The organism is Leptospira kemamanensis, assembly GCF_004769665.1.
Taxonomy (GTDB): Bacteria; Spirochaetota; Leptospiria; order Leptospirales; family Leptospiraceae; genus Leptospira_A; species Leptospira_A kemamanensis.
The window spans coordinates 300,807-322,860 of the sequence record NZ_RQGG01000013.1 but is presented as its reverse complement, the minus strand read 5'-3'; the positions used below and the strand labels follow the sequence as shown (position 1 = coordinate 322,860).

24 protein-coding genes and 2 tRNA genes are annotated in these 22,054 nt (G+C 40.6%); 14 read left to right on the top strand and 12 right to left on the bottom strand.

The window, feature by feature from the left end; translation table 11 throughout:
* Window positions 1-86: 86 nt before the first annotated feature.
* A complete protein-coding gene (locus tag EHQ59_RS06210) occupies window positions 87-1,664 on the top strand; it encodes a hypothetical protein (protein ID WP_135618492.1) in 1,578 nt (525 codons plus the stop codon).
* Here EHQ59_RS06210 and EHQ59_RS06205 read toward each other — a convergent pair.
* The 4 genes from EHQ59_RS06205 to EHQ59_RS06190 form a co-directional block, all read right to left on the bottom strand.
* Window positions 1,654-2,370: an RsmE family RNA methyltransferase gene (locus EHQ59_RS06205; protein ID WP_135618410.1), complete on the bottom strand. Its 717-nt coding sequence runs from the start codon at window positions 2,368-2,370 to the stop codon at window positions 1,654-1,656. The two genes, EHQ59_RS06210 and EHQ59_RS06205, sit on opposite strands and share 11 nt — an antisense overlap.
* A 3-nt stretch (window positions 2,371-2,373) precedes the next feature.
* Entirely contained in the window at window positions 2,374-2,808 is a 435-nt protein-coding gene (locus EHQ59_RS06200; RefSeq protein WP_244245412.1) for a hypothetical protein, read from the bottom strand.
* An 87-nt stretch (window positions 2,809-2,895) separates the two neighbouring features.
* Window positions 2,896-3,729, bottom strand: coding sequence for a flagellar-coiling protein FcpB (gene fcpB / locus EHQ59_RS06195; RefSeq protein ID WP_135618408.1), 834 nt, complete (start codon window positions 3,727-3,729; stop codon window positions 2,896-2,898).
* Between the two features lie 122 nt (window positions 3,730-3,851).
* Window positions 3,852-5,138: an AAA family ATPase gene (locus EHQ59_RS06190; protein WP_135618407.1), complete on the bottom strand. Its 1,287-nt coding sequence runs from the start codon at window positions 5,136-5,138 to the stop codon at window positions 3,852-3,854.
* A 50-nt stretch (window positions 5,139-5,188) separates the two neighbouring features.
* On the opposite strand from EHQ59_RS06190, the gene fliN reads away from it, so the two are divergent.
* The 3 genes from fliN (at window position 5,189) to EHQ59_RS06175 (ending at window position 6,869) form a co-directional block, all read left to right on the top strand.
* Window positions 5,189-5,707: a flagellar motor switch protein FliN gene (gene fliN / locus EHQ59_RS06185; RefSeq protein ID WP_135618406.1), complete on the top strand. Its 519-nt coding sequence runs from the start codon at window positions 5,189-5,191 to the stop codon at window positions 5,705-5,707.
* A gap of 38 nt (window positions 5,708-5,745) precedes the next feature.
* Window positions 5,746-6,201 carry a GNAT family N-acetyltransferase gene (locus EHQ59_RS06180; RefSeq protein ID WP_135618405.1) on the top strand — a complete coding sequence of 152 codons (456 nt, stop codon included), beginning with the start codon at window positions 5,746-5,748 and terminating at the stop codon, window positions 6,199-6,201.
* A gap of 191 nt (window positions 6,202-6,392) precedes the next feature.
* Window positions 6,393-6,869 carry an RNHCP domain-containing protein gene (locus EHQ59_RS06175; protein ID WP_135618404.1) on the top strand — a complete coding sequence of 159 codons (477 nt, stop codon included), beginning with the start codon at window positions 6,393-6,395 and terminating at the stop codon, window positions 6,867-6,869.
* A 9-nt stretch (window positions 6,870-6,878) separates the two neighbouring features.
* On the opposite strand, the gene EHQ59_RS06170 is transcribed toward EHQ59_RS06175, so the two are convergent.
* The 3 genes from EHQ59_RS06170 to EHQ59_RS06160 form a co-directional block, all read right to left on the bottom strand.
* The gene (locus tag EHQ59_RS06170; protein WP_135618403.1) at window positions 6,879-7,799 is read right to left on the bottom strand and encodes an SPFH domain-containing protein; all 921 of its coding nucleotides are present in this window, start codon (window positions 7,797-7,799) and stop codon (window positions 6,879-6,881) included.
* Window position 7,800: 1 nt separating this feature from the next.
* Window positions 7,801-8,721, bottom strand: coding sequence for an SPFH domain-containing protein (locus tag EHQ59_RS06165; protein WP_135618402.1), 921 nt, complete (start codon window positions 8,719-8,721; stop codon window positions 7,801-7,803).
* Window positions 8,722-8,813: 92 nt separating this feature from the next.
* The gene (locus tag EHQ59_RS06160; protein WP_135618401.1) at window positions 8,814-9,269 is read right to left on the bottom strand and encodes an NfeD family protein; all 456 of its coding nucleotides are present in this window, start codon (window positions 9,267-9,269) and stop codon (window positions 8,814-8,816) included.
* A 95-nt stretch (window positions 9,270-9,364) separates the two neighbouring features.
* Between EHQ59_RS06160 and EHQ59_RS06155 the strand changes: the two genes are divergently transcribed.
* The 7 genes from EHQ59_RS06155 (at window position 9,365) to EHQ59_RS06125 (ending at window position 16,263) form a co-directional block, all read left to right on the top strand.
* Window positions 9,365-9,793, top strand: coding sequence for a heme-binding domain-containing protein (locus EHQ59_RS06155; RefSeq protein WP_135618400.1), 429 nt, complete (start codon window positions 9,365-9,367; stop codon window positions 9,791-9,793).
* Complete coding sequence (argH, locus tag EHQ59_RS06150; RefSeq protein WP_135618399.1) at window positions 9,790-11,220, top strand: argininosuccinate lyase; 1,431 nt, start codon at window positions 9,790-9,792, stop codon at window positions 11,218-11,220. Before EHQ59_RS06155 ends, argH begins: the two co-directional genes overlap by 4 nt.
* A 2-nt stretch (window positions 11,221-11,222) precedes the next feature.
* Complete coding sequence (locus EHQ59_RS06145; protein ID WP_135618398.1) at window positions 11,223-12,104, top strand: peptidylprolyl isomerase; 882 nt, start codon at window positions 11,223-11,225, stop codon at window positions 12,102-12,104.
* Window positions 12,101-12,700, top strand: a complete 600-nt coding sequence (locus tag EHQ59_RS06140) for a hypothetical protein (protein WP_135618397.1) — start codon at window positions 12,101-12,103, stop codon at window positions 12,698-12,700. Before EHQ59_RS06145 ends, EHQ59_RS06140 begins: the two co-directional genes overlap by 4 nt.
* Window positions 12,701-12,775: 75 nt before the next feature.
* Window positions 12,776-13,762, top strand: a complete 987-nt coding sequence (locus tag EHQ59_RS06135; protein WP_135618396.1) for a hypothetical protein — start codon at window positions 12,776-12,778, stop codon at window positions 13,760-13,762.
* Window positions 13,759-14,784, top strand: a complete 1,026-nt coding sequence (gene fliM, locus EHQ59_RS06130) for a flagellar motor switch protein FliM (protein ID WP_002974265.1) — start codon at window positions 13,759-13,761, stop codon at window positions 14,782-14,784. The genes EHQ59_RS06135 and fliM overlap by 4 nt, the downstream gene beginning before the upstream one ends.
* Before the next feature lie 21 nt (window positions 14,785-14,805).
* Window positions 14,806-16,263: an alkaline phosphatase family protein gene (locus EHQ59_RS06125; RefSeq protein WP_135618395.1), complete on the top strand. Its 1,458-nt coding sequence runs from the start codon at window positions 14,806-14,808 to the stop codon at window positions 16,261-16,263.
* Between the two features lie 23 nt (window positions 16,264-16,286).
* On the opposite strand, the gene EHQ59_RS06120 is transcribed toward EHQ59_RS06125, so the two are convergent.
* From EHQ59_RS06120 to queF, 3 genes are read right to left on the bottom strand one after another with little or no spacing between them, the layout of a single operon-like run.
* Window positions 16,287-16,505, bottom strand: a complete 219-nt coding sequence (locus EHQ59_RS06120) for a ferredoxin (RefSeq protein WP_135618394.1) — start codon at window positions 16,503-16,505, stop codon at window positions 16,287-16,289.
* A complete protein-coding gene (locus EHQ59_RS06115; protein ID WP_135618393.1) occupies window positions 16,502-16,759 on the bottom strand; it encodes a SemiSWEET transporter in 258 nt (85 codons plus the stop codon). The genes EHQ59_RS06120 and EHQ59_RS06115 overlap by 4 nt, the downstream gene beginning before the upstream one ends.
* Window positions 16,760-17,161: a preQ(1) synthase gene (gene queF / locus EHQ59_RS06110; RefSeq protein ID WP_135618392.1), complete on the bottom strand. Its 402-nt coding sequence runs from the start codon at window positions 17,159-17,161 to the stop codon at window positions 16,760-16,762.
* Between the two features lie 42 nt (window positions 17,162-17,203).
* Here queF and guaA point away from each other — a divergent pair, with 42 nt between their 5' ends.
* Window positions 17,204-19,003: a glutamine-hydrolyzing GMP synthase gene (guaA, locus tag EHQ59_RS06105; protein ID WP_135618391.1), complete on the top strand. Its 1,800-nt coding sequence runs from the start codon at window positions 17,204-17,206 to the stop codon at window positions 19,001-19,003.
* A 94-nt stretch (window positions 19,004-19,097) separates the two neighbouring features.
* On the opposite strand, the gene EHQ59_RS06100 is transcribed toward guaA, so the two are convergent.
* Complete coding sequence (locus EHQ59_RS06100) at window positions 19,098-19,523, bottom strand: LIMLP_04285 family protein (protein ID WP_135618390.1); 426 nt, start codon at window positions 19,521-19,523, stop codon at window positions 19,098-19,100.
* 133 nt (window positions 19,524-19,656) lie between these two features.
* Between EHQ59_RS06100 and EHQ59_RS06095 the strand changes: the two genes are divergently transcribed.
* Together EHQ59_RS06095 and EHQ59_RS06090 are read left to right on the top strand one after the other, a co-directional pair.
* Window positions 19,657-19,727: transfer RNA gene (locus EHQ59_RS06095), tRNA-Cys, on the top strand.
* Between the two features lie 15 nt (window positions 19,728-19,742).
* Window positions 19,743-19,826: transfer RNA gene (locus EHQ59_RS06090), tRNA-Leu, on the top strand.
* A 294-nt stretch (window positions 19,827-20,120) separates the two neighbouring features.
* On the opposite strand, the gene EHQ59_RS06085 is transcribed toward EHQ59_RS06090, so the two are convergent.
* Window positions 20,121-22,037 (bottom strand): O-antigen ligase family protein, encoded by a 1,917-nt coding sequence (locus EHQ59_RS06085; protein WP_135618389.1) that lies wholly within the window; start codon window positions 22,035-22,037, stop codon window positions 20,121-20,123.
* Window positions 22,038-22,054 lie beyond the last annotated feature (17 nt).

Genomic DNA, 22,054 nt, shown 5'->3' with positions numbered 1-22,054 from the left:
TGAACAATCTGGATGCAAGATTATTTCTTATTTTCAAGGGAAAAGCATACGATAATGAACGTATCGTGGTTCTATCTCGTAATGCAATCTGCCTTGTTTTTGTTTTTTTGAGCCTCGTGACAGGTATCCAAGCACAAGTTTGGGTTCCCACTGGCACAGAATCGAGACGTTCCTCGGCATTGCAGTTTGATGCGGGTGGTTCGAGTTTCCAAAAGGACTATTATGGATACATTTCCCCAAATTTCACCTACAACCATGGGAGCCAATTTGGGTATTCTTTTTCCCTTCCTATCAATGTACTCGCCGTAGACAAAGAACCCATTCAATTAGAAAGTAAGGCGGGTAAAATCCGTGAGATGGATTATAATAGCCGCAATGATTATGCTCGTGTATTAAATTATATCTCTTATGGAACTTACAACCAACAAGTTCCGGGAAAGGTAACCTATTCTGCTTACACAGGTAAGATGGTAGATGGTTATATTGGTCACGGAACAATCGTAAACAAATACCAGAGTTCCTCGCGCTTTGATGCCTATAACCCAGGGGTTATGGCAGATTTAAATACGGATTACGGTGGTGTTCAATACTTTTCCAATTCCGTCGTCAACTTCGAGGTGAATGCGGCGAGGGTTTATATCAAACCACTGGCGATTGGCAGGTCTTTATATTCTTTATTTGATAAATCCGCGGATTTAGTTTATTTGATGAATCTGCGTGGAAATGTTTTAGATGAATCGGGGAGACTCAGCGTAGAAGAAGAAGCTGGTTCCGAGGAAATCCAAAAGAAAAAAGCAGAAGAACTTCGAAAAAAAGAAATCCGTCCAATCAGCAAAGATTCTCGGATGGAGTTGGTCGACAATGATCCATGGTACAATCGTTTGACGATTGGGTATACACAAGCTTGGGACAGACAAGCTCCCGTACAAATGTCGTATAATACCAATGGTTCTCCTGTTACTGAAAAAAAATTAGACAATCCGAAAACCACTGAAGTGACTCGAGCATCCATTGAAGGGATGGATATCGAATACCGATTGTTAAACCTTCCTTTTGTTGAATTCACTCCTTATGTGGATTTTAATAAAATCAAAGGACTGGACGGCGCACAAGGTGCTCACTATGGAAGTATTTTTCGTTTAGGAACAAAAGACCTAAATATCATCCTGAAACCTGAATTTCGCCAAATGACAGCCAATTATGCTCCTATGTACTTTGATAGTTTTTACGAAGTAGAACGGTTTCAGAAATTTCCTGTTTCTGCACCGATTCGACCTAAGTATGAGTATTTGGATAACCAATCCAATGCCAAAGTCACGGGATATTATCATACGATTTATGTGAATTTTTATCATTTGGGTTTTGAGTTTGCTGTAGAAGATTATGGGATTAAGGGAAACAAACGTGTGTTTGCTGCCGCTTATATTCCTTTAGGCTCTTCCTTTCTCATGTCTTTTTATTACACCAAAAAAGGTTTTGATTCCCAAGGCAAAGCATTTGAGTTAGATAACAACACCCAAGCTGCTGCCGAAATCTCGAAGGCATTTGGTCCCATTGTTCTCAGGCTTCAAAACTATAGAAAATATTATTTGGATTCGAGTGAAAAAACTTTCTTAAGCATAGATGAAGTTCGTTTCCTTGTTTCCGGTGGTATTAGTTTTTAAACAAGAAATAAAGAAGAGAAGAGAAAGCAAATTCCGTTCGAAGATTGATATTTCCTAAACTCACTGTATTTAGGGACAATCGTTCAAAAAACTCCCAGTCTGATTCTTTCCATCCCGATTCGGGACCAAAAACAAAAAGTTGTTGGTTTGTCGCATTACCTTGTTCTCGGAGTATCTCAATCTCATTTGTTCCCACACGGTCTAGTATTTGCACAGTACCTGTGTAAGACTCTAAAAACGTTTTCCAGTTCTCATTCTTACCCATATGCACTTTTGGCATTTGGCAATTTCCTGTTTGGCTCATACCGGTAAAAAGCAAATCGCTCCCTTCTTTGGTATACACAGGTGAGGTCCAATACTCTTTGTTTTTTGTTTCGGTAGCAAAAAAGAATACTGATTCAATTCCATATGCGCCTGCTAGGTGAAGAATCTTCTTTGTCGTTTGTGGCCTAGGTAAGGAAAAAAAACATTCAATCGAAAGGGGACTGAGTTCTCGAGGAAGAACCTCTACTTCTTTTAAGACAGTTTCGTTTTCAGCTAAACGAATCACTTGGAAACGAAAATTCCCGACATTCGGAATGACCACTTGGACGAGGTCACCTTCCTTTTTTTTCAAGATATTTTTGATATGTTCATGGCGAGGGCCGGTAACTAACACCGATGTTTCGGAATTGATTTCCGAAGTTTCAATGACAATCCAATTCAAAACTTAAATCTCGAAACCTGGTGATTTCGGTGGATTGGGAGTCGTGTTTTCTTCTGGGTTTTCGTAAGGAGAGCCATCTTCAGGATTTGTGAATTCAAAAGGAGTTCCTTCTTGGTTAGGTTCTTCTTCCTGTGAAGGAATTTGGTACGAAGGAATTAAAGTAGTTTCCTTGACACTCGACCATTTCCATACATAGAGCATCAAAATCGAAAACAAAAGAATTGGGATCCAAGGGATTTCTTTTTTGCGATTCCCTTGTTTGGATTTTAAATAATCAATTGGTGCATAAAGCAGATCCAGGAAAAGATCTTTATAATTTTGAATGGAAGGTTTGAATTGAAAGGAGGGGATCTCTACTTCACTTGCACTGAAATTATTTTCTAATTCAATTTCAGGATCAAAAGTAAAACGGTGAGAGCAAACTGGACATTGAACCAAAATGGTTCCCTGGGTGACAGGGAACCTCAACATTGTGGAACAATTCGGACATTGTTTTACGCGATTCAATTAAGAACCTGTATGTTCTTAGTATTTCAAAGAACCTTTCAATGCTTCTACGTTTTTCTTATAATGTTTGTTTGAATCACGATCATTATAATCAAAGATTTTTGTGAATAATTTATCAAAATAATCTAAGTTTTTGAAGTAGAATTGTTTTTTGAAATTATTACGAATAGGGTTGGACTTAGTGTTTTCCACATTCGCTAAAATGTATTTTCCAACACCTTTTTCAGAAGGAGTTTCAGGAGTTCCCCATATTGGGTAATCATCATGTTGGTAAAACAATTCAATTTTATCGTTGTGTGCAGCTTCACCATTTGGAGCCACATCCGCAATTACGGAAATGATCTTATCTTCTAACAAAAAGTTGTTTTGGTAGATATAAGTTCTCACCTTAGTTAGGTTACGTGGTTGTTCTTTTCTTGGATCTGGATCTGCATTGTTGGCACCTTCATAGAAAAGTTCCATTTTTTTGAATTTCGCACCTAAGTTTTTGGAAGACTTTCCATCTTCACTTCCTACGAAATCAAACACTTCCAAATGCAAACAAGTGTTATCTTGTGCTTCTTGTTTATCAGCGGCTTCACAACGTTCTCCATCTGCACTTGGTTTTCCTTTGTAGAGAACCGTTTTATGCGGAAGAGTTCGCACTTTCATTTTAAATAAAACTGTGTGAAGACGAAGGCGTTTGTTCACTTCAGAAATATTGTCATCCAGTTCTTTTTCTGTGTCTGCCATCGACTTACCGGATTGCGAAGGATCGATTCCAGCAGAAGTAGAACCTGTTTCTGAGCTACCAGTTTGAGCGAAAACCCCAATGCTAAGTAGTAAAATGGGGAGAATTAATTTTATTTTCATGTCCGAATCATCCTAAAAGGTTAATTTGAGGATACCAAGGAACGTCCCATGGGCGTAAACAAATATCCTGTTTTCAGTATCGGTAAAATCCTTAAGAAGATTGAAGCCGAATCGCTCTCTTTTTAGTGTTTCCATCCAAAATCTGGAAAGGAATCCAAATAAAATTGGATTGGGGGTGCCGTCAAAGTCTCCAATTGGGACCAGTTTTTTGTGATCCACCGTCGTTCTACATAGTCACAATAGTCCTTTAAATTACGCCCTGAGGCATGAGAAAGTAGGTCAGCAAGGGTTTCTCTCTCGTTTTGGGTGAGTTGTTTGGCATATCCTTCCAGAATTTTTGCCCTTTCGTCCCGATTGGGCAAGGGAAACAGAATTTTACGGTCAAATCGAGAGAGGAGCGCCGAATCTAAATCGTTTTTGCGGTTTGTGGCACCAATGGTAATGGTTCCCGTTTTTTCTGCAAATCCATCTAGTTTGCGCAATAACACACTGAGAAGGTTTCTCGTCGCTTCAAATAGGCCGTCTTCACGGGAGGTGGCTAGAGAATCGATTTCATCTAAAAACAACATACATTTGGGAAAGAGGGCCGCTGCATCAAAGACCATGGCCAAGTTTTGAGACGATTCCCCGTAATACTTACTTAAGATGGATTCAATGGGAACATAGACCATCGGAACTCCACATAAATGGGAAACAATTTTCGCCATACTTGTTTTTCCGACTCCTGGTTCTCCTTCAAAGAGAACGGCGCGCGGAAGATTGCCCGTTGGTTTTTGTCTCGTGAGTTTTGTGATTTCTAAAAATGGTTCGGGTCGACGCAGAGGGAAGACCAAACTTTCCAGGATTTGTTCTTTTACCGAGTCATACCCAAAAACCGAATCAAAACTCAGTTCGTTTCCCTTTGCCTTTTCGAGGATGGGATCATACACTTCCACACCGAGGGGTTCCAAAATGGATCGTGGGTCCTTGGTCGTTCCACCATCTAAAGTTAGAAACTGGAAGAGATGGAGGGTGGTTTGCACTTCCTTTGTGGAAAAATCACCGAGTTTGGAACATTCCACTTTGAGATCTGATTTAAAGGAAAATCGAATTCGAAACCTAGAAGACAAATTCTTTTGAGGTTCAAATAGATTTTCACCTAAAGATTGTAAGCTGAGATAACCTTCTTCAAAATTATAAATTCGAAAATTTTCAATATAATTACGGACGATGCCAAGGCAATCCAGGATTTTTTCTTTTCCCACTGCATTTTGGCGAAATCGGAAGATGGTTTCCTCTTTCTCTTGCACAAATTGGTAATTTGCCTGTTTGAGTTCAATGGCAAAGAGTTCTTTCGCCTTAAAAAAATCCAGTTGGGAAGGAGAATTGGACATAAAGAACAAAATAGGGAAGATTGTCTTTTTTTTCAAGGAAGGATTTTGATTTCCTCCGACGAATACATTGTAGAGGTTGTAGGATTATGGGTGAAGGTTCACTATCACAAGAAGATATAGACGCGCTACTCGGTGGTTTTAGCGGCGGAAGCACTCCTGCGGGTGGTGGTTCTGGCGGAGGTGGTGGCGGTCTTGATGACCTCGATGCTCTAGTCGGAGGTGGTGGCGGGGATGATAATGGTCCTTCTTTTGCCGATATTGCCGCAGCTCTAGGTCCTAGTGCCACTCCTGCTCCTTCCCGTGGACAGGCAAAAACCCAGTCCAGTTCTGGAAATAATACAGCAAATCTCAACTTACTCCTCGACGTTACCTTACAACTGACCATTGAGCTCGGTAGAACCACCATGTTCATCAAAGATGTATTACAACTCACGGAAGGAACTGTGGTGGAACTCGATAAAAATATCGGGGAAGAACTCGATATTTTAGCGAATGGCAAACTTGTGGGACGTGGAAAACTCATCGTTCTCGATGATTATTACGGTGTTCAAATCACACAAATTGTGGATCCAATGGAACGTTTGGGTGGGCCAGCCTTTTTATAACGTGGATTTCATTTGAAACGGAGAAGGATGGATCACGTTTGGAAACGAGTAAGTTTGAATACAAAATCGAAAGGATTTCCAATCCTTCTGAATCCCTCCAGGAAGACCTTTGGCAGAGATTACATGACTATAGTGTCTCCAAGTTAGGCGATCCAAATCTCGAATCAAAAGAATTTTTTGCCCTATTAGTGAAAGAAGGAGAGACTCTCATTGCAGCCTCCCTATGTTATTTGTTTTTTAAAGGACTCAATCTCCAACTGCTTTGGGTAGCCGAAGAGAAACGTGGAAAGGACCTTGGAACCAAACTCTTACAAGAGATTGAAGAAGAGGCAATTCGATTGGGAGCCACTCTTGTGTTTGGGTATTCGTTTGGATTCCAAGCTCCCAAGTTTTATACCAAACTTGGTTATGAAGAAGTAGGCAAAATCCCAAATTACCCCGAAGGCCAAAATTGTTATTTCCTTTGTAAAAAATTGACAAAGGATTCTCCTTGACGACAATTCTTTCTCCAAACACTATGACATTCTATGTTACTTTTAGCCATTGTGTAGACCGCCAAAACGGTGATCTTGTTTTGGATACCCCGCCTAAATTTCATTAGGAGGCGGCTATCTTCGCGCAGGCGGTCTAATCCCTCTCATCCACTGTTTTGGTGTCCTCTTTTTGTTTCGCCGCAAAAACTGGTATGTCACGTAATAATGACCAAACAAATTTCCAAAAGATTTCCAAGAAAAAACGTTTTTTAGAGGAAGACGAGGATCGATTTAATCCTGCGAATTCTAAAATATCACATCGCTATCGTTCGGATACAGAAGAATTCCGATGTGTCGAATGCAAACAAATGGTTTTTCCTCCAGGTTTTGGAACCGACCAAAGGAACCATTGCCCAAATTGTCTCACAAGCCTTCACTTGGACACCACGCCTGGTGATAGAAAAGCAACCTGCGGAAGTAAAATGGAGGCGATTTCGATTTGGGTGAGAAAGGGAGAATGGGTGATTTTACATCGTTGTAAAGGGTGTGGGGTGATCCATGCCAATCGAATTGGACCTGATGACAACGAAGCGTTACTTGTGTCACTAGCTGCACAAGCCATGGCTAAACCTAGTTTTCGATTGTTTAGTGAAACTCCGGTGGAGGACCCACCGGAATCTTTTGGTTAGGCGGTGTAACTATGCCTTTGGTTTTTTAGCTTCAGTAAGGTTAGCAATGAGAGTTGGTAAATTCATCACATCTGCTGGGATGAGAATTTCCGTACTTTCTTTTGCTACGTGTAAGAAGTTTTGGATAAAGGCTTTGGTGATCTGCAGTTTGATCGCAGAGGCACCACCTTGGTCTGAAATAGCACCTGCAATGGCTTCAATCCCTTTGGCAGTAGCGACAGCCAAAGCTTCAATCTCTGTTGCCTTACCTTCCGCGGAATTGATCCTACGTTGTTTTTCCCCTTCCGATTTGTTCACGGCTTCTTCTTTGAATCCGAGAGAGCGGTTGATCCTTGCATCTCTTTCCCCTTCCGATAAAAGGACTTGGGATCGTTTTGCAATTTGAGCCTTTTTTTCTTTTTCCATGGCATCTAACACGGATTTAGGCGGAACAATATTGAGAATCTCGTAACGATTCACTTTGATCCCCCAAGGTTCGGAAGCTTGATCAATAGCCGCCACAATGGTAGAGTTGATTAAATCTTTTTCTCCAATGGTTTTGTCGAGTTCCATCGTTCCAATTACCGAACGCATTGTCGTTTGGGCAAGTTGGATGGCTGCAAATTGAAAGTCTTCAATCCCATACGATGCTCGTACTGGATCGATGATTTTTAAGTAAATCACTCCATCTACTTTCACTTGAACGTTATCATGTGTGATACAAATTTGTGGTTGTACATCAATCGATTGTTCTTTTAAGGTGTGGTAATACGCATCTCTGTCGATGAAAGGAATCAAAATATGAAACCCTGCTCGCAGTGATCTAGAATACTTTCCAAGCCTTTCGACGATGAGTACATCTTGTGCAGGAATGATGCGGATACATCGAAAGATTTTATAAATCAAATAGATGGCAACAATGGACCAAAAGCCTAAATATACAAATTCCATCTTATTCTCCTACCTGTGGGATTTTGGTTGTGATTTTAGAAAGCCCTTCAAAGACCCCACCGATATTGGCTAAGGTTTCGGGAACCACAGTTGTTTTGGATGTTTTTAAAATATGACCGAGGGCATCCAAGTACTCTTGTGTGATTTGTAAACTCACTGCTTCCTTTCCCCCTTTTTTGCTTATCGCTTCGGAAATGAGTTGAAGTCCTTTGGCGGTAGCATTGGAGATCAGTGTGATTTCTTGGGCACGACCATCCGCCTCATTCACCAATCGGATTTTTTCCCCTTCGGAGATGTTGATGGATTCTTGTCTTTCCCCAACGGAATGGTTGACTCGGGATTCTTTTTCCCCTTGGGAGATGGTGATTTCAGCGCGGCGTTCCCGTTCTGATTTCATTTGGTTTTCCATCTCAATCAAAATTTGTTTGGGAGGAGTGATGTTTCGGATTTCATAACGAGTGACTTTGATGCCCCAAGGGTCTGTGGCTCTGTCGATGTTGGAAACCACACGGCCATTGATTTCATCTCGTTCAGATAGTAGGTTATCAAAAATCAATTTTCCAATTTCAGAACGGAGAGTGGTTTGTGCAAGTTGTGTGGTTGCTAACATAAAGTTATCAATCCCATAAGATGCTTTTTCTCCATCGATGACTTTCAGATACAAAACTCCATCTACTTCTACAGAGACGTTGTCTTTCGTGATACAAACTTGTGGATCGATATCGATGGTTTGTTCTTTTAGGTTTTGTCTATAACGAATTTGGTCTACAAACGGGATCATAAAATAAAACCCCGATTTTAAAACTCCATTCAAAACCCCTAATCTTTCTTTAATATAAACACTTTGTTCTGGTACGATAATGATTGTCTTTTTGATGATATAAACGACGACCAAAAATACAACGATGACGGATGCGCCCATTGTTTCCTCCTTTGTGACTTGAAGACCGTACATGGACTTTCAAAAGAGAAAAGGGTTTTTTTATTTTGTCGGAAAAAAAATGAATGGGTAGCTTACGATTCTACTTTTTCTACTGTAAAGGTCAAATTTTCTCGGGATAAAATGCGCACGTATTCTCCTTTGGGGATTTTGGATTCTTTGGAGATCGCATCCCATAACGTTCCTTGGAATCGAATTTTTCCACCGTGCCGATCCACAAGCACATCAATTTCCACAGGGACAATTTGGTTTAGGTAATCATCTTTGATAAACGGATCCACACTTGATTCGGATTTAAAAAACTTCTTGATTAAGGATCCACCGAGTAAAATGGAAACAAAACTAGAAATGACCCAAACGATGACTTGGGTATAAAATTCCATAGGAACCAATCGCGAAAGGATTCCAGTAAAGATAGCTCCCACACCCAAAAACATAACAAAGGTCCCAGGCAATAGGAATTCCGAAAAAAGTAAGATGATTCCTAGAATGATCCAAAGGTAAGGAGTGTTTGCGAAAATGATATCCAATGGTTGAACCTCTAGGAGAGTAGACCGTTCCAACCACCTAAAGGCAAGAAAAATAATACTTTGAATCAAGAGAGAGGAAAAAGAACCTGTCTTGTGTGAAACGAATTGTTTACCTACTTCTTTCTATTTTCCTTTTTTTCCAATTATTTCCTGTTTCTAGAGAAAATCCACCAGTCATGGCAGAAATTTCTGCCCCCGAGGAAGTTAAAAACATTCTCAAGAGAAGTTGTTACGATTGCCACTCGAATGAAACGATTTGGCCATTGTATTCCTATGTTTTCCCCGTTTCCTATTTGGTGACAAACCATGTTACGGAAGGTCGAGATGAATTGAATTTTTCGGAATTTGGGAATTTGGCTGAACGAAAACAAAGAAAAAAAATCTATGAAGTTTGGGAACAAGTAGATGAGGGCGAGATGCCACCGAAAGACTACCAACTTTTACACCCCAGTTCCCGTTTGTCAGAAAAAGACAAAGAGGTTTTAAAAAACTGGGCATCTGCGTTCAGTGAGGATTCGGAATGAAAGAAAAAAAATTATGGGGTGGGCGTTTTGATTCTGCACCATCATCCCTGATGATTCGAATTGGTGAATCCATTAGTTTTGATAAAGAATTATACGCTCATGACATAGAAGGATCGATTTCCCATTCTCGTATGTTAAAACGAATTGGAATATTGACAGAGTCGGAACAACGTAAAATTGAAACTGGCCTTGTCCAAATCCGAAAGGAAATTGATTCCGGAAAATTTGAATTCAAAATTGAAAACGAAGACATTCATATGTCGATTGAGTCTCGCCTAACGGAACTTCTAGGAGATTTGGGAAAAAAACTCCATACGGGACGTAGTCGTAACGACCAAGTGTCTCAAGATGTTCGTCTCTATATCAAATCGGAAATCCACTCAATATTGGTGCTTCTCTTGGATTTACTTTCTGTTTGGGTGAAAAAAGCAGAAACCCATACAAAAACGATCATCCCGGGTTATACCCATTTACAAATTGCTCAACCGATTCGTGCTTCTCACTATTTTTTATCTCATTTTTGGGCAAACCTAAGAGACTTTGAAGACTTTTATTCTGCTTACGAAAGAGCGGACGAACTTGTGTTAGGCTCCGGTGCCCTAGCAGGTGTCAATTACCAAACAGATCGAGAGTTTTTAAGAAAGGACCTGCAACTCAACCGATTGTCCGAAAATTCCATGGATGCCGTTAGCCAAAGGGATCATATTTTTAAATTTTTATTTGCCTCATCGCAATTTATGATCCATGTCTCCCGGTTTTGTGAAGAAATCATTTTATACACATCCCAAGAATTTAGTTATTTTAAATTGCCAGACCACCTAACAACAGGTTCTTCTATCATGCCTCAGAAAAAAAATCCAGATGTGGCAGAACTCATTCGGGGAAAGGCGGGACGAGTAGTGGGAAATCTGACCCATCTACTTGTGATGGTAAAAGGTACACCTCTTTCTTATAACCGAGATTTTCAAGAAGATAAAATCCCACTCTTTGATACAGTCAAACAAATCAAAATTTGTGCAGAAGGGATTCGGGACATGGTGGAAGGGATTCAAATTTTTCCAGAAAACGCGACAAAGAGTCTGCGAAATGGATTTTCTACGGCCACAGACCTTGCGGATTGGCTTGTGAGTGCGAAAGGAATTCCGTTCCGATCCGCGCATGAAATTGTAGGGGAACTTGTAAAACATTGTTCTGTCAAAGGGTATGACCTGTTTACGATTCCAAGTGGGGAAAGGGGACAAATCCATGCAGTCCTTACTGATCCTGGATATGAGGCAGCAATTTCTCTCGAAACTTCTTGTGACAAAAAAGATGTATATGGCGGAACGTCTCTTTCTCGCCAAAAAGAACAAATCAAAAAGGCGAAAGCCAAGTTAAACGAATTGACCAAAAAATTAAAATCTTTAGAATCCAAAGGTAAAAAATAAACATGAAACCATTTTCCATTTTCCCATTCAAAACAATTGTTTTATCCTTACTGATCTTTAGCCAAACTGCGTTTTGTAGTGACCAAACCTTTAAAAAAATTACGTACGAACCAACCACCTATGCGCCAACAAAGGTATTGGTGAAACGTGCTGACCAAACCTCCGTTAAACTGCCAGATAAACCTGCGATTTATGCCCTCATCCAAACCACGCAAGGAGACTTGATTGTAGAATTGTATGACGAGGCAGCACCAAAGACCGTCCAAAATTTTATCGATTTGGCTCAAGGGGAAAAGGAGTTTCGTTCCGAAAAAGGTTCCGAACGACGCCCGTTTTACGATGGTTTAAAATTCCATCGTGTGATCGAAAATTTTATGGCCCAAGGGGGATGTCCTAGAGGGGACGGAACAGGTGGACCTGGATTCCAATTCGAAGATGAAATTAATGGAAAGGCTCTAGGCCTAGACAAACTGAAAGTAAAAGACGCACCTGAATACCAAGCCCAATTGCAAAGAGCAGTTTTAGCTGAGTTTAATATCAAATCTCGACAAGAATTCGAAGAAAAAAGAACTGAAGTAGAAAAAGCCTACCACGAAGCAATGGAACTTCCTGTTTTGGAAGTCCTTTACCGAGTGGGATATCGTTTTAACGAAGTGTTACCTAGTAAAAAAGCAACTCGTGGGGCACTTGCCATGGCAAATGCAGGTCCGAATACCAATGGATCTCAATTTTTCATCAACCAAGTGGACACACCACATCTCAATGGACTTCATACCGTGTTTGGATTTTTGATCACTGGATATGATGTACTTGACCGAATCATCGACAAGGGTAATTTACAAACCACGATCCGTAAGGTTCTCATTTTAGACAAACGACAATGAACTACTTAGAAGGCATAGAGGTCATACAAAAATACACATCAGGTTCTTCCGTAGAACCTGTGTTACGATTTATTATGAATGTTCCTCATAATGAGGAAGCCTTTGCGAATGCCTTAGATGAAATTGGTGGGATCAATCGATACCCCGATACCTTTGTGGGAATTCTTAGTTTTATCAGTTTTATTTTGGGTCAAAAATCAAAAATGAACCAATTGTATGAAACTGCTTTGAATCGTTATGAATCCTTAAATCAAATCACTTCTAAAAAAAGACCAACGGAAGAAGAAGCAAAAATCAAACGAACTTTGACCGATTTCATTTTAAAAATCGAAAAGGTCTTTGAAATCCAAGATTTGACGGATGAAAGTTTGGTGAAAGAACTGAATCGTTTTGTGTCCGAAGCAAATCTTTACGGTGTCACTGACAACGAACTCAAAAACCTGAAACTTGCTTCTAAGACTGTTGCTCTCATTGAGCCCCATTTGGACAAACAAAGGGAAAACTATTACCAATACAAAAAACTCAGTTCCGTGATGACGCGCCTCATACGAATTGCCGACTATATCCTTGACGAAGCGAAACTCGGAACCAGTTAACTCGCTGTTTTCAGCCTTGAAATTCTCTTAATTTTTCTGTCGGAAATTCGGCTCTTTGCCGAAATTGAATAGAGAATGCGTCTCCTTCCATCTTACATACTTTTGGGAATGTTTGTCACAAATACCCTGTTTGCCTTTCCTGACCGAGATGCACGTGGGGAGAGGGTAGATAATTTTGTCGCTCTGCAGTCCAAAATTAGCTTGAGTTTAACCAAACGTAGTTATGAAGCGGGAGAAAGAATTCCTCTTACGTTTACTGTCACCAATACAGGCAAAGAAGTGGTTCGCATTTTCCCTTCGTTTGACTTTCGTTATTCCTTCCAAATCATCGTAAAAGATGAGAATGACCGGATCCTCACACCGATGGAAGATCCTGATTTCCCCGATCCGATTCTCAAACGCCGCACAACGATTGTGAATTTGGTGGGTGATGAAAATAAAGAAGTAAGCCTACATCGAAATGAATCTTTTTCCAAAACCATTTATTTGGATGAGTACTATCAGTTTTTGCCAGACCAAAAATTTTACATTACGGGTTACTTTTACCCCAATTATACAGAAGATAAGTCAGCTTTTTTAAGATCTCAAAACACTGTTGGATTTTTGTTTCAAAATTCCAAACAAGTGAGAAAGGATTCTGCTTCACGCCAAATCACGGAAAATGGTGGCCTTTCTCCCGAAGAAATCATCTTTTTATTCCTTGGGGCGGAAATGAAAAAAAGGTGGGAATACCATTTTAAATGGATCGATTTTTCAGAATATATCTTAGCATATGATCGTTATAGCAGTGCTTACGCGGAAGCGAGTGTTGGGGAGAGGGAAACCATCATTGAAGACTTTAAAGAATATTTGACGGAGTCTCCGTCTGGTGTTTTAAAATACTTTAAAGTGATGAGTGTGGATTACCCTTCTAAACGGGATGCTCGTGTGCAAGTGTATGTGGAAAGAATGATGGGTCGGTTCAAAACAAGGTACGAATATATATACACCTTGCGACAAGAAGAAGGAAGCCGTGTTGGATTTTGGCAGATTAAAAACTTACTCGTAAAGGTAAAAAAATGACGGAAATCCTTTCCCAAGACGAAATTGATGCCCTGTTAAATGCCATCTCCTCGGGAGAAGTTTCTGAGGATGAATACTCATCCGTAGGGGAACAAAAAAAAGTCAAAATTTACGACTTCAAACGACCAGATAAATTTTCAAAAGACCAAATTCGTACACTCCAGATGATGCACGAGACCTTTGCTCGTTTGGCAACCACTGGTCTTTCGGCACAGTTACGTGCCCTGGTTGTGGTGCACGTGGCTTCAGTGGATCAGTTAACATACGAGGAATTCATTCGTTCCATTCCGAATCCTACCACTCTTGCTGTGATCAATATGGACCCACTGCGAGGATCTGCCATTTTAGAAATTGACCCATCCATTTCCTTCACGATCATCGATCGTTTGTTTGGTGGTAAAGGTGAATCATCCAAAGTGAATCGAGAACTTTCGGATATCGAGTTGTCGGTAATGGAAGGGATTATCGTGAGGATCCTTGGAAACTTACGGGAATCCTGGTCCACGGTGATTGATTTACGCCCAAGACTTGGTAACATTGAAACGAACCCACAGTTTGCACAAGTAGTTCCTCCTAATGACATGGTGGTATTAATTACCCTCGAAACAAAAGTAGGGGAAGTGGAAGGGATGACAAACCTTTGTATTCCTTACATTACTATTGAACCAATCATCAATAAACTTTCAGCGCAGTACTGGTATTCCTCGATTCGAAAAGGGGAAGTGGATGAAAACCGCGCTGTCATCCAAGAGCGACTCGACCAAGTCAAAATCCCTCTCATTTCTGAAGTTGGAAGTGTGGACATTTCCTTAAATGATCTTATGAACCTTCATGTAGGTGATGTGATCAAATTAGAAAACACACCGATCAAAACAGATTTGATGGTGAAAGTGGGAGATCGTAGTAAGTTTAAGGCCACACCGGGACGTGTCGGAAACCGTCTTGCCATCCAAATTGGAGATAGCATTGAAGACATCCCAGACGAACTACTTGGATCTACTCGTTCGGAACAAGAATATTAGTTCATTCGCTAAACGATCGTAATGCGAAAAAATAAGTGTTTGGAGAGTTTTAGTCTTTTTAGAAATCTCTCCCGTTTGTTTTTTTGGTTCTTCATTTCGATTTTCCTCATTTGCGAAAGTAAAATAGAGGCAAATCCGAAGGAAAAAACGAAATCCACTTCGGAATCCAAGTCTCTAAACAAACACAAAGCGAAATCGTTTGCCAAAGATTCTCGTCCTCTTCGCCAAACGATTGTACTCTCCCTAGATGGTTTCCCCGCCTACTATTGGTCCGATCCAAAATACCATGTTTACTTTCCTCACTTAGCGGAACTCTTTCGCAAATATGGGGTTACTGAAATTGAAACGGTAAATCCTTCCGTCACCTATCCCGCTCATACATCCATGGTGACGGGAAAAGACCCAGGCGAACACGGAATTTATAATAATACCCTCTCGGATCCTTTTGAAAAGAATGATGGTGGTTGGATGTGGTATGCAGAAGACATCTCTGTTCCCACACTTTGGGACATTGCCAAAAAAAAGAAAAAATCCACTGCCAATGTGTTTTGGCCAGTGACCGTGGGTGCAAATATAGATTGGAATTTACCTCAGTATTGGCGAAAAAAAATTCCCGAAGATGACAAACTTCTCCGTGTCATTTCTTCCAATGGCTTACATAAAGAAGCGGAAGTTGCCGTTGGATTTCCGTTAAACGATGTGGCAAAAGATGAAGTGAAGTTAAAAACTGCCACTTGGCTCTTCCAAACGAAAAAACCAAATTTACTTTTTGTTTATACTACGGATTTGGATACGATGCACCATGGGTATGGTCCAGGTTCCGAGAAAGCGCTCGCAAGATTAGTAGAAATTGACAAATCAATTCATACCTTTTTGACAAGTGTTGGAGCGTTTACAAAAAATGGCCCTGGGGTTGTCATTGTTTCCGATCATGGGTTCCATTCGGCAGAAGTCATCTGTGCACCGAATGTGGTATTAAAACAAAGAGGTTTGATTGAAGACGATTTGGGAACTTACCAATTGACTTTTAAAAGTTCGGGTGGCACTGCCATCTTACTCCCTGGAGCGAACCTAAAAGTAACCAAAGAAGAAATCCAAACCATCGGAACTGAAATCGAAACAAAATGTCCTGGTGCCGAATGGATTTCGTTCGATAAACAGCTCTTCGGGGAAGATACTTCTTCTCCGTTAAAGCAAAACGGGAAAGAATCTTTTGACCCTTTGAAAATCCACCCGAATGCCCTTGGACTATTACGCACCAAAGAAACCTTGTTTTTTAGTGGAACGAGAAAAGGGGAAGTTTACCAAAAATCCAATTCCAAAATCCATGGACATGGGTATTGGAATCAAAATTCAGAAATGAAAACCATTGGGTTTGTTTATGACCCAAGAGGTAAATCGCATTCGTTTCACTCAGTCAAAGATGTTTTTGGAATCGTTTTGGATTTACTAGGCATCAAACAACAATCTGAAAAATAATCTCAAAAACGAATGAGGATGGTTTAGTGTTTTTTCCAGTGGATACATTCCCCTGGGCATTCATCCATTTCTTTTTGCACTTTTTTTGCATCTTCCTCAGGGATCTCCGCATCATTGATGGCCGATCCACCGATATGAGTTTGGGATAAATCATCTTCATCCATCATAAAATACTTAGGTAAATTATCTGCGCATTGGTTACAGGAAGTACAATTGTCTTTATCTACATAAGCCTTTCTCATGTTTCTTTCCCTTCGTTGAGTTTATAGTATAGGATGATCGTTACAAAAAATAAAGTGACAACATTGGCCAGGATGATGGGAAAATCTGATTTTAAAATCCCATACACAAACCACAAAACCACACCTAAAAAAAACATGATGTACATATTGCGGCTGATATCTCTTGTTTGTTTGGTGAGAACGACCCGTAATACTTGGGGCAAAAAAGAGACTGTGGTTAAAAAAGCAGCCACATATCCGATTAGGTTTTCCATTTAGGCTTTGTACTCTCGTTTCACAACCGTTTTTACACCACCGCGCACATTATAATCCCCAATCACTTTGACATAGAGGGGATCCACGGCCTTCACAAAATCTTCTAGGATTTTGTTCACCACATTTTCATGGAAAATACCTACATTTCTATAAGACATCATGTATTCCTTGAGAGATTTCAATTCGGCACATTTTTCACGAGGGATGTATTCGATGAAAATGGTTCCAAAGTCAGGAAGACCCGTTTTGGGGCAGACAGCGGTAAATTCAGGGATCGTAAATTCGATATTGTATTCTCTGCCAGCGTAAACATTGGCAAACCATTCGATGGGAGGGGTGGTCCAAGACGGGATATGGTCTTGTTTGTCCTCGTAAGAAGATTCTGATTTTTTTTCCGACATTTGTTTACCCCGTCATATGCAAAAATATTTTGGAACCATCCCATGAAAAGTGATAAAAAAATCGCAGTCGTCGATTTCGGCGGCCAGTATGCTCATCTCATTGCTTCCCGGATTCGAAGACTCGGAGCCTATACCGAGATCCTTTCTAACGAAGAACCTTTGTCTGTTTACAAATCGTATGCTGGGATCATCCTTTCTGGTGGACCAAGCAGTGTGTATGAGACAGGTGCACCTCAATTGCCGGAAGGATTTTTTGAAGTATCCGTTCCTGTACTCGGAATTTGTTATGGGCACCAACTGATGATGCGAACTTTAGGTGGAGAAGTCGTATCTGCTCACACGAAAGAATACGGACCAGCCATTTTAGAAATTCAAAATCCCAATTCAGAATTATCAAAATCATTATCCATCAAAACAAAAGTGTGGATGAGTCACGGAGACGAAGTAGTAAAATTGCCAAATGAGTTTCAAGTGATTGCTCAGTCGGACAACTGTCGTTATGCGTTCGTTTCTCATGCTTACAAAAAACTTTTTGGCATACAATTCCACCCAGAAGTGACACATTCGGAAGAAGGCGAAATTTTACTCAAAAACTTTGTAGAGTTATGTGGTGCATCTGGCACTTGGAGTATCTCAAAGTTCTTAGAGGAACAAATCCAAACCCTACAAAAAAAAGTCCCTCCAGGTAAAAATGTATTTTTACTCGTGTCTGGAGGAGTGGATTCATCCGTTGCCTATCTTCTACTAGCAAAAGCCCTCGGCAAGGACCGTGTCAAAGGCCTTCTTGTGGACACTGGATTTATGCGGAAAAATGAAGTGAAAGATCTTATGGATAACCTGCACCAAGTGGGATTTGATCTCACCATTTGGGATGAAAGTAAGGTTTTTTATCAATACTTAGAAAATGAATTTGAACCAGAAAAAAAACGTAGGATCGTTGGAGATCTATTTTTAGAAGCACAAGGGAAAGCAACCACTTCCCTTGGACTCGACGCAGAACACTGGTTACTTGGACAAGGTACCATTTATCCTGATACAATTGAGTCTGGTGGAACAAAACATTCTCATAAAATCAAAACCCACCACAACCGTGTGCCTCAAATCGAGGCTCTCATCCGTGAAGGAAAAATTGTAGAACCAATTGCGGATCTTTATAAAGACGAAGTTCGCGATTTAGGAAGAAAACTAGGCCTTCCTGAACGATGGATCGAACGCCATCCGTTCCCTGGCCCAGGTCTCGTGGTCAGAATGATCGCAAGTCCCAAAACCAATCCACCTTCCATTGATTTTGGAATTTGGAAGGAAAAATTTCCAAAAGCGGAAATTCAAATTTTACCAATTTTGTCGGTCGGTGTTCAGGGTGATCAACGAAGTTATGCCCACTGCGCCGTTCTCAGTGACTTTACCTCTGATTGGAAGGAACTCGACCAATTGTCTGTTGAGATCACCAATACCAAAAAGGAAATCAATCGAGTGGTATTTGCCCCAGGAATCACTCATTTTGAAAAACAGTTTTTTTACACAAAACTGTCGTTAGATAAAGAACATGCTGATATTTTAAGAGAAGCAGATTCCATCGTAAATCAAATTCTGTATGACGAGTCGATCCACAATGAGATTTGGCAAATGCCTGTTGTTCTTGTGCCTGTAGGTTTACGAGAAAATTCCTATGGAGTGGTTTTACGTCCTGTAGAATCTACGGAAGCAATGACCGCGAATTTTTACCAAATGAATCGGAATATATTAGCGAGGATCACAAGTGAACTTTTGGCACTGCCTGGGATCTCTCTTGTGATGTATGATCTGACACACAAACCTCCTGGCACCATTGAGTGGGAATAGGAAGGTTGTTTTAGATTCTTTGTTTCGCCTGAATCGTTTAGAGAATGAAACGAGTGAGATGTTTTGCAGTTTGAATTGGAAACTCCTACTTCGATTACGGAAGTAGGATCCAAAGAAGGGCCATTCCCCCCATCGTGAGCTCTGGCAAACGTTTCGCAAAAAAACCTTTGTTCTCTGTTTCTTCTTTTGGTGACTCACTCGTGGTTTCACTAGTCGACTCAGCTGTTTTTGTTTCTTCTTTCTTTTCTTTCGACGCAAACAAAGAAGAAAAGAAACCAGGTTTTTCTTCCTCTTTCATTTGTTCCCAAGTGACTGGAAGAGTTGTTACTTCTACGGCATTTTTCTTGAACGCTTGTTTGGTGCCGTCTTGTGATTCCACTAAAACAAAATTGGCAGTAGGAGAGGATGTTTTTACATTTTCTAAAACTTCCTTGGTGGCCTTGACTTTCACTGTATCTGCAAGGAGCGGATGGAGGAAAAATGATAAAATGGAGACAAATACAATTCTTTGGAGCTTCATAATTGCACTCCACCTTGCAAAAAAGTGGGGAGCAATTTGAATTTTGGAAGAAATGTTACAATCCGATGAAAAGTGAATTCAGTTTCCATTTGACACCTAGGTCTCCTATTTTAGCGTATCCAAAGTCACGATTGGCGTCGTGGCCAAGTGGTAAGGCATGGCTCTGCAAAAGCTTGACCGCCGGTTCGAATCCGGCCGACGCCTAGTCTTACAACAAACGCCTGGATGGTGGAATTGGTAGACACACAGGACTTAAAATCCTGTGGGAGTAATCCCGTGCGGGTTCGATTCCCGCTCCAGGTATAAATCGAACGACTAGGAGCGAAAAAAATGGTAGCGACCCATAGGGAGCGTGAAGCCATTTTTCTGAGGACAGGATGTCCGAAGTCGCGAGTAGGACGGGCTGAAAACGAAAGGCCTGGATGGCCGAAGTTTGAAGCGATTCCCGCGGACTTTCCTAACCAAGCCAAATTACAATCGACATATCCTACACTTAATACCCCCCGCGAAGGCTTTATAGAAGCCGTAGGCGAAGTTGGCCCTTGGGCCAAGGTTGGATAGAGCGGGCTGCCATTATTCTGAGGACAGGATGCGCCTCTATTCACAATTGCCCGAGATTTGAATCCGTGGCAAATGGGGTGAATTTCCTTCCCATTCATACAAAATCCCAAAATCGACAAATTCAGCTGCTTCATTCGTAAACTCTTTTGGATCCACTGAGATTCGTATTGATTCTTCTACATTCGAAAATCTAATGGTTTTCCAAACAGTTTCCCCTTGCACGCGGTATTCCTTGTCTTGGTCAAAACTTTCCCGTTTGCGAATTTCGACTGTAATGGTTTTCGGTAGATGAATGGTATTGTCATTTTCGGAAAGGATCTGCAATTGGATTGGTTTTTCTCGACGTCTTGGTTCCCTTCGAAAATTTACTTCTTTGTCCAGACAACCAGCGAGTTTAAAATACCAGTCCTTGGTTCCTTCTGGTAAGGGAAGAGTTTTCTCTCCATTGATGCTGAGTTGAGAGAGCGGGCTTGGAAAGTTATCCTTGGTTCTTGTTCTGTGAAGGAGTAAATCTTTGTCTTCTGTACGACTCCAAAGGTAAGTCACGGTCAAGGACAAAGAAATCCATAACAGAAGAAATACAAAACTAAAAGGAAGAGATCGAAAACCAGTAGCTGTAAACATTTCGCGGAATCGAATTGTTTGTTTTTTGGAAAACCGGTTTTGATTTTTTGTATTTTCATTCGGCAACAGTGCCAAAAGACCTAAAAAGGGAAGTAGAACTTCATCATCTAACAAAAAACATTGGAAACTTCCTGCAATGAGAACAACAAATACACCTAAAAAAAAGAATAGGTGCCGTTTGGTTTGCTCTAAACTTCTGGTGACGGTCCATAAAAATCCCAAGGAAAAAAAACAAGCAAATATCCCACCCAGAAGGACCCCATGTAAAAAATCAAAATGAGCATGGGATTTGGGTGTGATCAATAAATCATAATACAATTCGGGAAGGGCATCCACAATGGGTATGGCAAAATCTAAAAACCTTTCGGAATACATCCCTGCACCAATCCCAAGTCCAAAATCTTCTTTTAAGATTGCGAAGTTCATTTTATGGATCCAAATCCTTTGGTTCTCTAACGAACGTTTAGCGAATAGATCGTCAATTGCCCTCTGGAATAACCAATTGGTTTGATAAAATAGGACAAAGATCGTTAAGAGAAAAAAAGTCCCACCGAGAAGCCAAGGAAAGAGTTTTCGAAATGATGTTTTTTGTTTTTGGAAAAGAATCACTGCCCCCAGAAGAAAACCAATCCAAATGGAACGACTTTGGTTTAAAAAAAGGAATACCAAACTAAGAACAGAGAGAAAAATCGAACTCAATGCCCATTTCCAATACCGAGACCTCATGGTTTCGGAACGAAGGAATCGATAGGTTTTTTCCCAGACGGAAGGTAAGTATACGGCCAAAAGTCCCCCATAGGTCAGGTGAGTGCTTTGGAAACCAATAGGAAGATAAATGGAGATTCCCTGGATTTGGGAAAGAAGGTGAGGAAGTCGTTTCCCTTCTAAATACCTAAATCCATCCATTACGTAAGGGGCCAAACGGTAATGGGAAAAAAGGGAAACAAGTCCTGAAAGGATGAGAAAAACCCCACCCATATAGACATATCGTTTGAGTTGTTTTTTCTCCCACGGCTTTAAGTTTGTCTGGTGTAATAATAAAAAACCCATCCATATATCACCAAACTCTGATTTGATGACATTTTTTTGCCAATGGAAGGATTCGGGATGTAGGATTGGTGTGATTAAAAAACTCAAATACAAACCAATCCAAAACCAAAAGCTAGTTGGGGGTTTGGGTGATGTCTTTTTTTGAATGCTTTCCAAAAACAGAAAGAGAAGGGATAAGCCACAGAAGATTTGGCTAAGGCTTATGGAAAACGGTGAGAGGAGAAAAAAAAGACAGAGAAAAACAAAGGAAATCTTGTGAAATGTTTCTTTCCCAAACATATTTGGTTCCTAGAATA

Excerpts from the sequence above, each read along its gene's own strand:
- fcpB (WP_135618408.1), bottom strand. The coding sequence starts at position 3,729 with ATGAAAATAAAATTAATTCTCCCCATTTTACTACTTAGCATTGGGGTT.
- fliN (WP_135618406.1), top strand. The coding sequence starts at position 5,189 with ATGGGTGAAGGTTCACTATCACAAGAAGATATAGACGCGCTACTCGGT.
- EHQ59_RS06175 (WP_135618404.1), top strand. The coding sequence starts at position 6,393 with ATGTCACGTAATAATGACCAAACAAATTTCCAAAAGATTTCCAAGAAA.
- EHQ59_RS06170 (WP_135618403.1), bottom strand. The coding sequence starts at position 7,799 with ATGGAATTTGTATATTTAGGCTTTTGGTCCATTGTTGCCATCTATTTG.
- EHQ59_RS06165 (WP_135618402.1), bottom strand. The coding sequence starts at position 8,721 with ATGGGCGCATCCGTCATCGTTGTATTTTTGGTCGTCGTTTATATCATC.
- argH (WP_135618399.1), top strand. The coding sequence starts at position 9,790 with ATGAAAGAAAAAAAATTATGGGGTGGGCGTTTTGATTCTGCACCATCA.
- EHQ59_RS06145 (WP_135618398.1), top strand. The coding sequence starts at position 11,223 with ATGAAACCATTTTCCATTTTCCCATTCAAAACAATTGTTTTATCCTTA.
- EHQ59_RS06140 (WP_135618397.1), top strand. The coding sequence starts at position 12,101 with ATGAACTACTTAGAAGGCATAGAGGTCATACAAAAATACACATCAGGT.
- EHQ59_RS06135 (WP_135618396.1), top strand. The coding sequence starts at position 12,776 with ATGCGTCTCCTTCCATCTTACATACTTTTGGGAATGTTTGTCACAAAT.
- fliM (WP_002974265.1), top strand. The coding sequence starts at position 13,759 with ATGACGGAAATCCTTTCCCAAGACGAAATTGATGCCCTGTTAAATGCC.
- EHQ59_RS06125 (WP_135618395.1), top strand. The coding sequence starts at position 14,806 with ATGCGAAAAAATAAGTGTTTGGAGAGTTTTAGTCTTTTTAGAAATCTC.
- EHQ59_RS06120 (WP_135618394.1), bottom strand. The coding sequence starts at position 16,505 with ATGAGAAAGGCTTATGTAGATAAAGACAATTGTACTTCCTGTAACCAA.
- EHQ59_RS06115 (WP_135618393.1), bottom strand. The coding sequence starts at position 16,759 with ATGGAAAACCTAATCGGATATGTGGCTGCTTTTTTAACCACAGTCTCT.
- queF (WP_135618392.1), bottom strand. The coding sequence starts at position 17,161 with ATGTCGGAAAAAAAATCAGAATCTTCTTACGAGGACAAACAAGACCAT.
- guaA (WP_135618391.1), top strand. The coding sequence starts at position 17,204 with ATGAAAAGTGATAAAAAAATCGCAGTCGTCGATTTCGGCGGCCAGTAT.
- EHQ59_RS06100 (WP_135618390.1), bottom strand. The coding sequence starts at position 19,523 with ATGAAGCTCCAAAGAATTGTATTTGTCTCCATTTTATCATTTTTCCTC.
- EHQ59_RS06085 (WP_135618389.1), bottom strand. The coding sequence starts at position 22,037 with ATGTTTGGGAAAGAAACATTTCACAAGATTTCCTTTGTTTTTCTCTGT.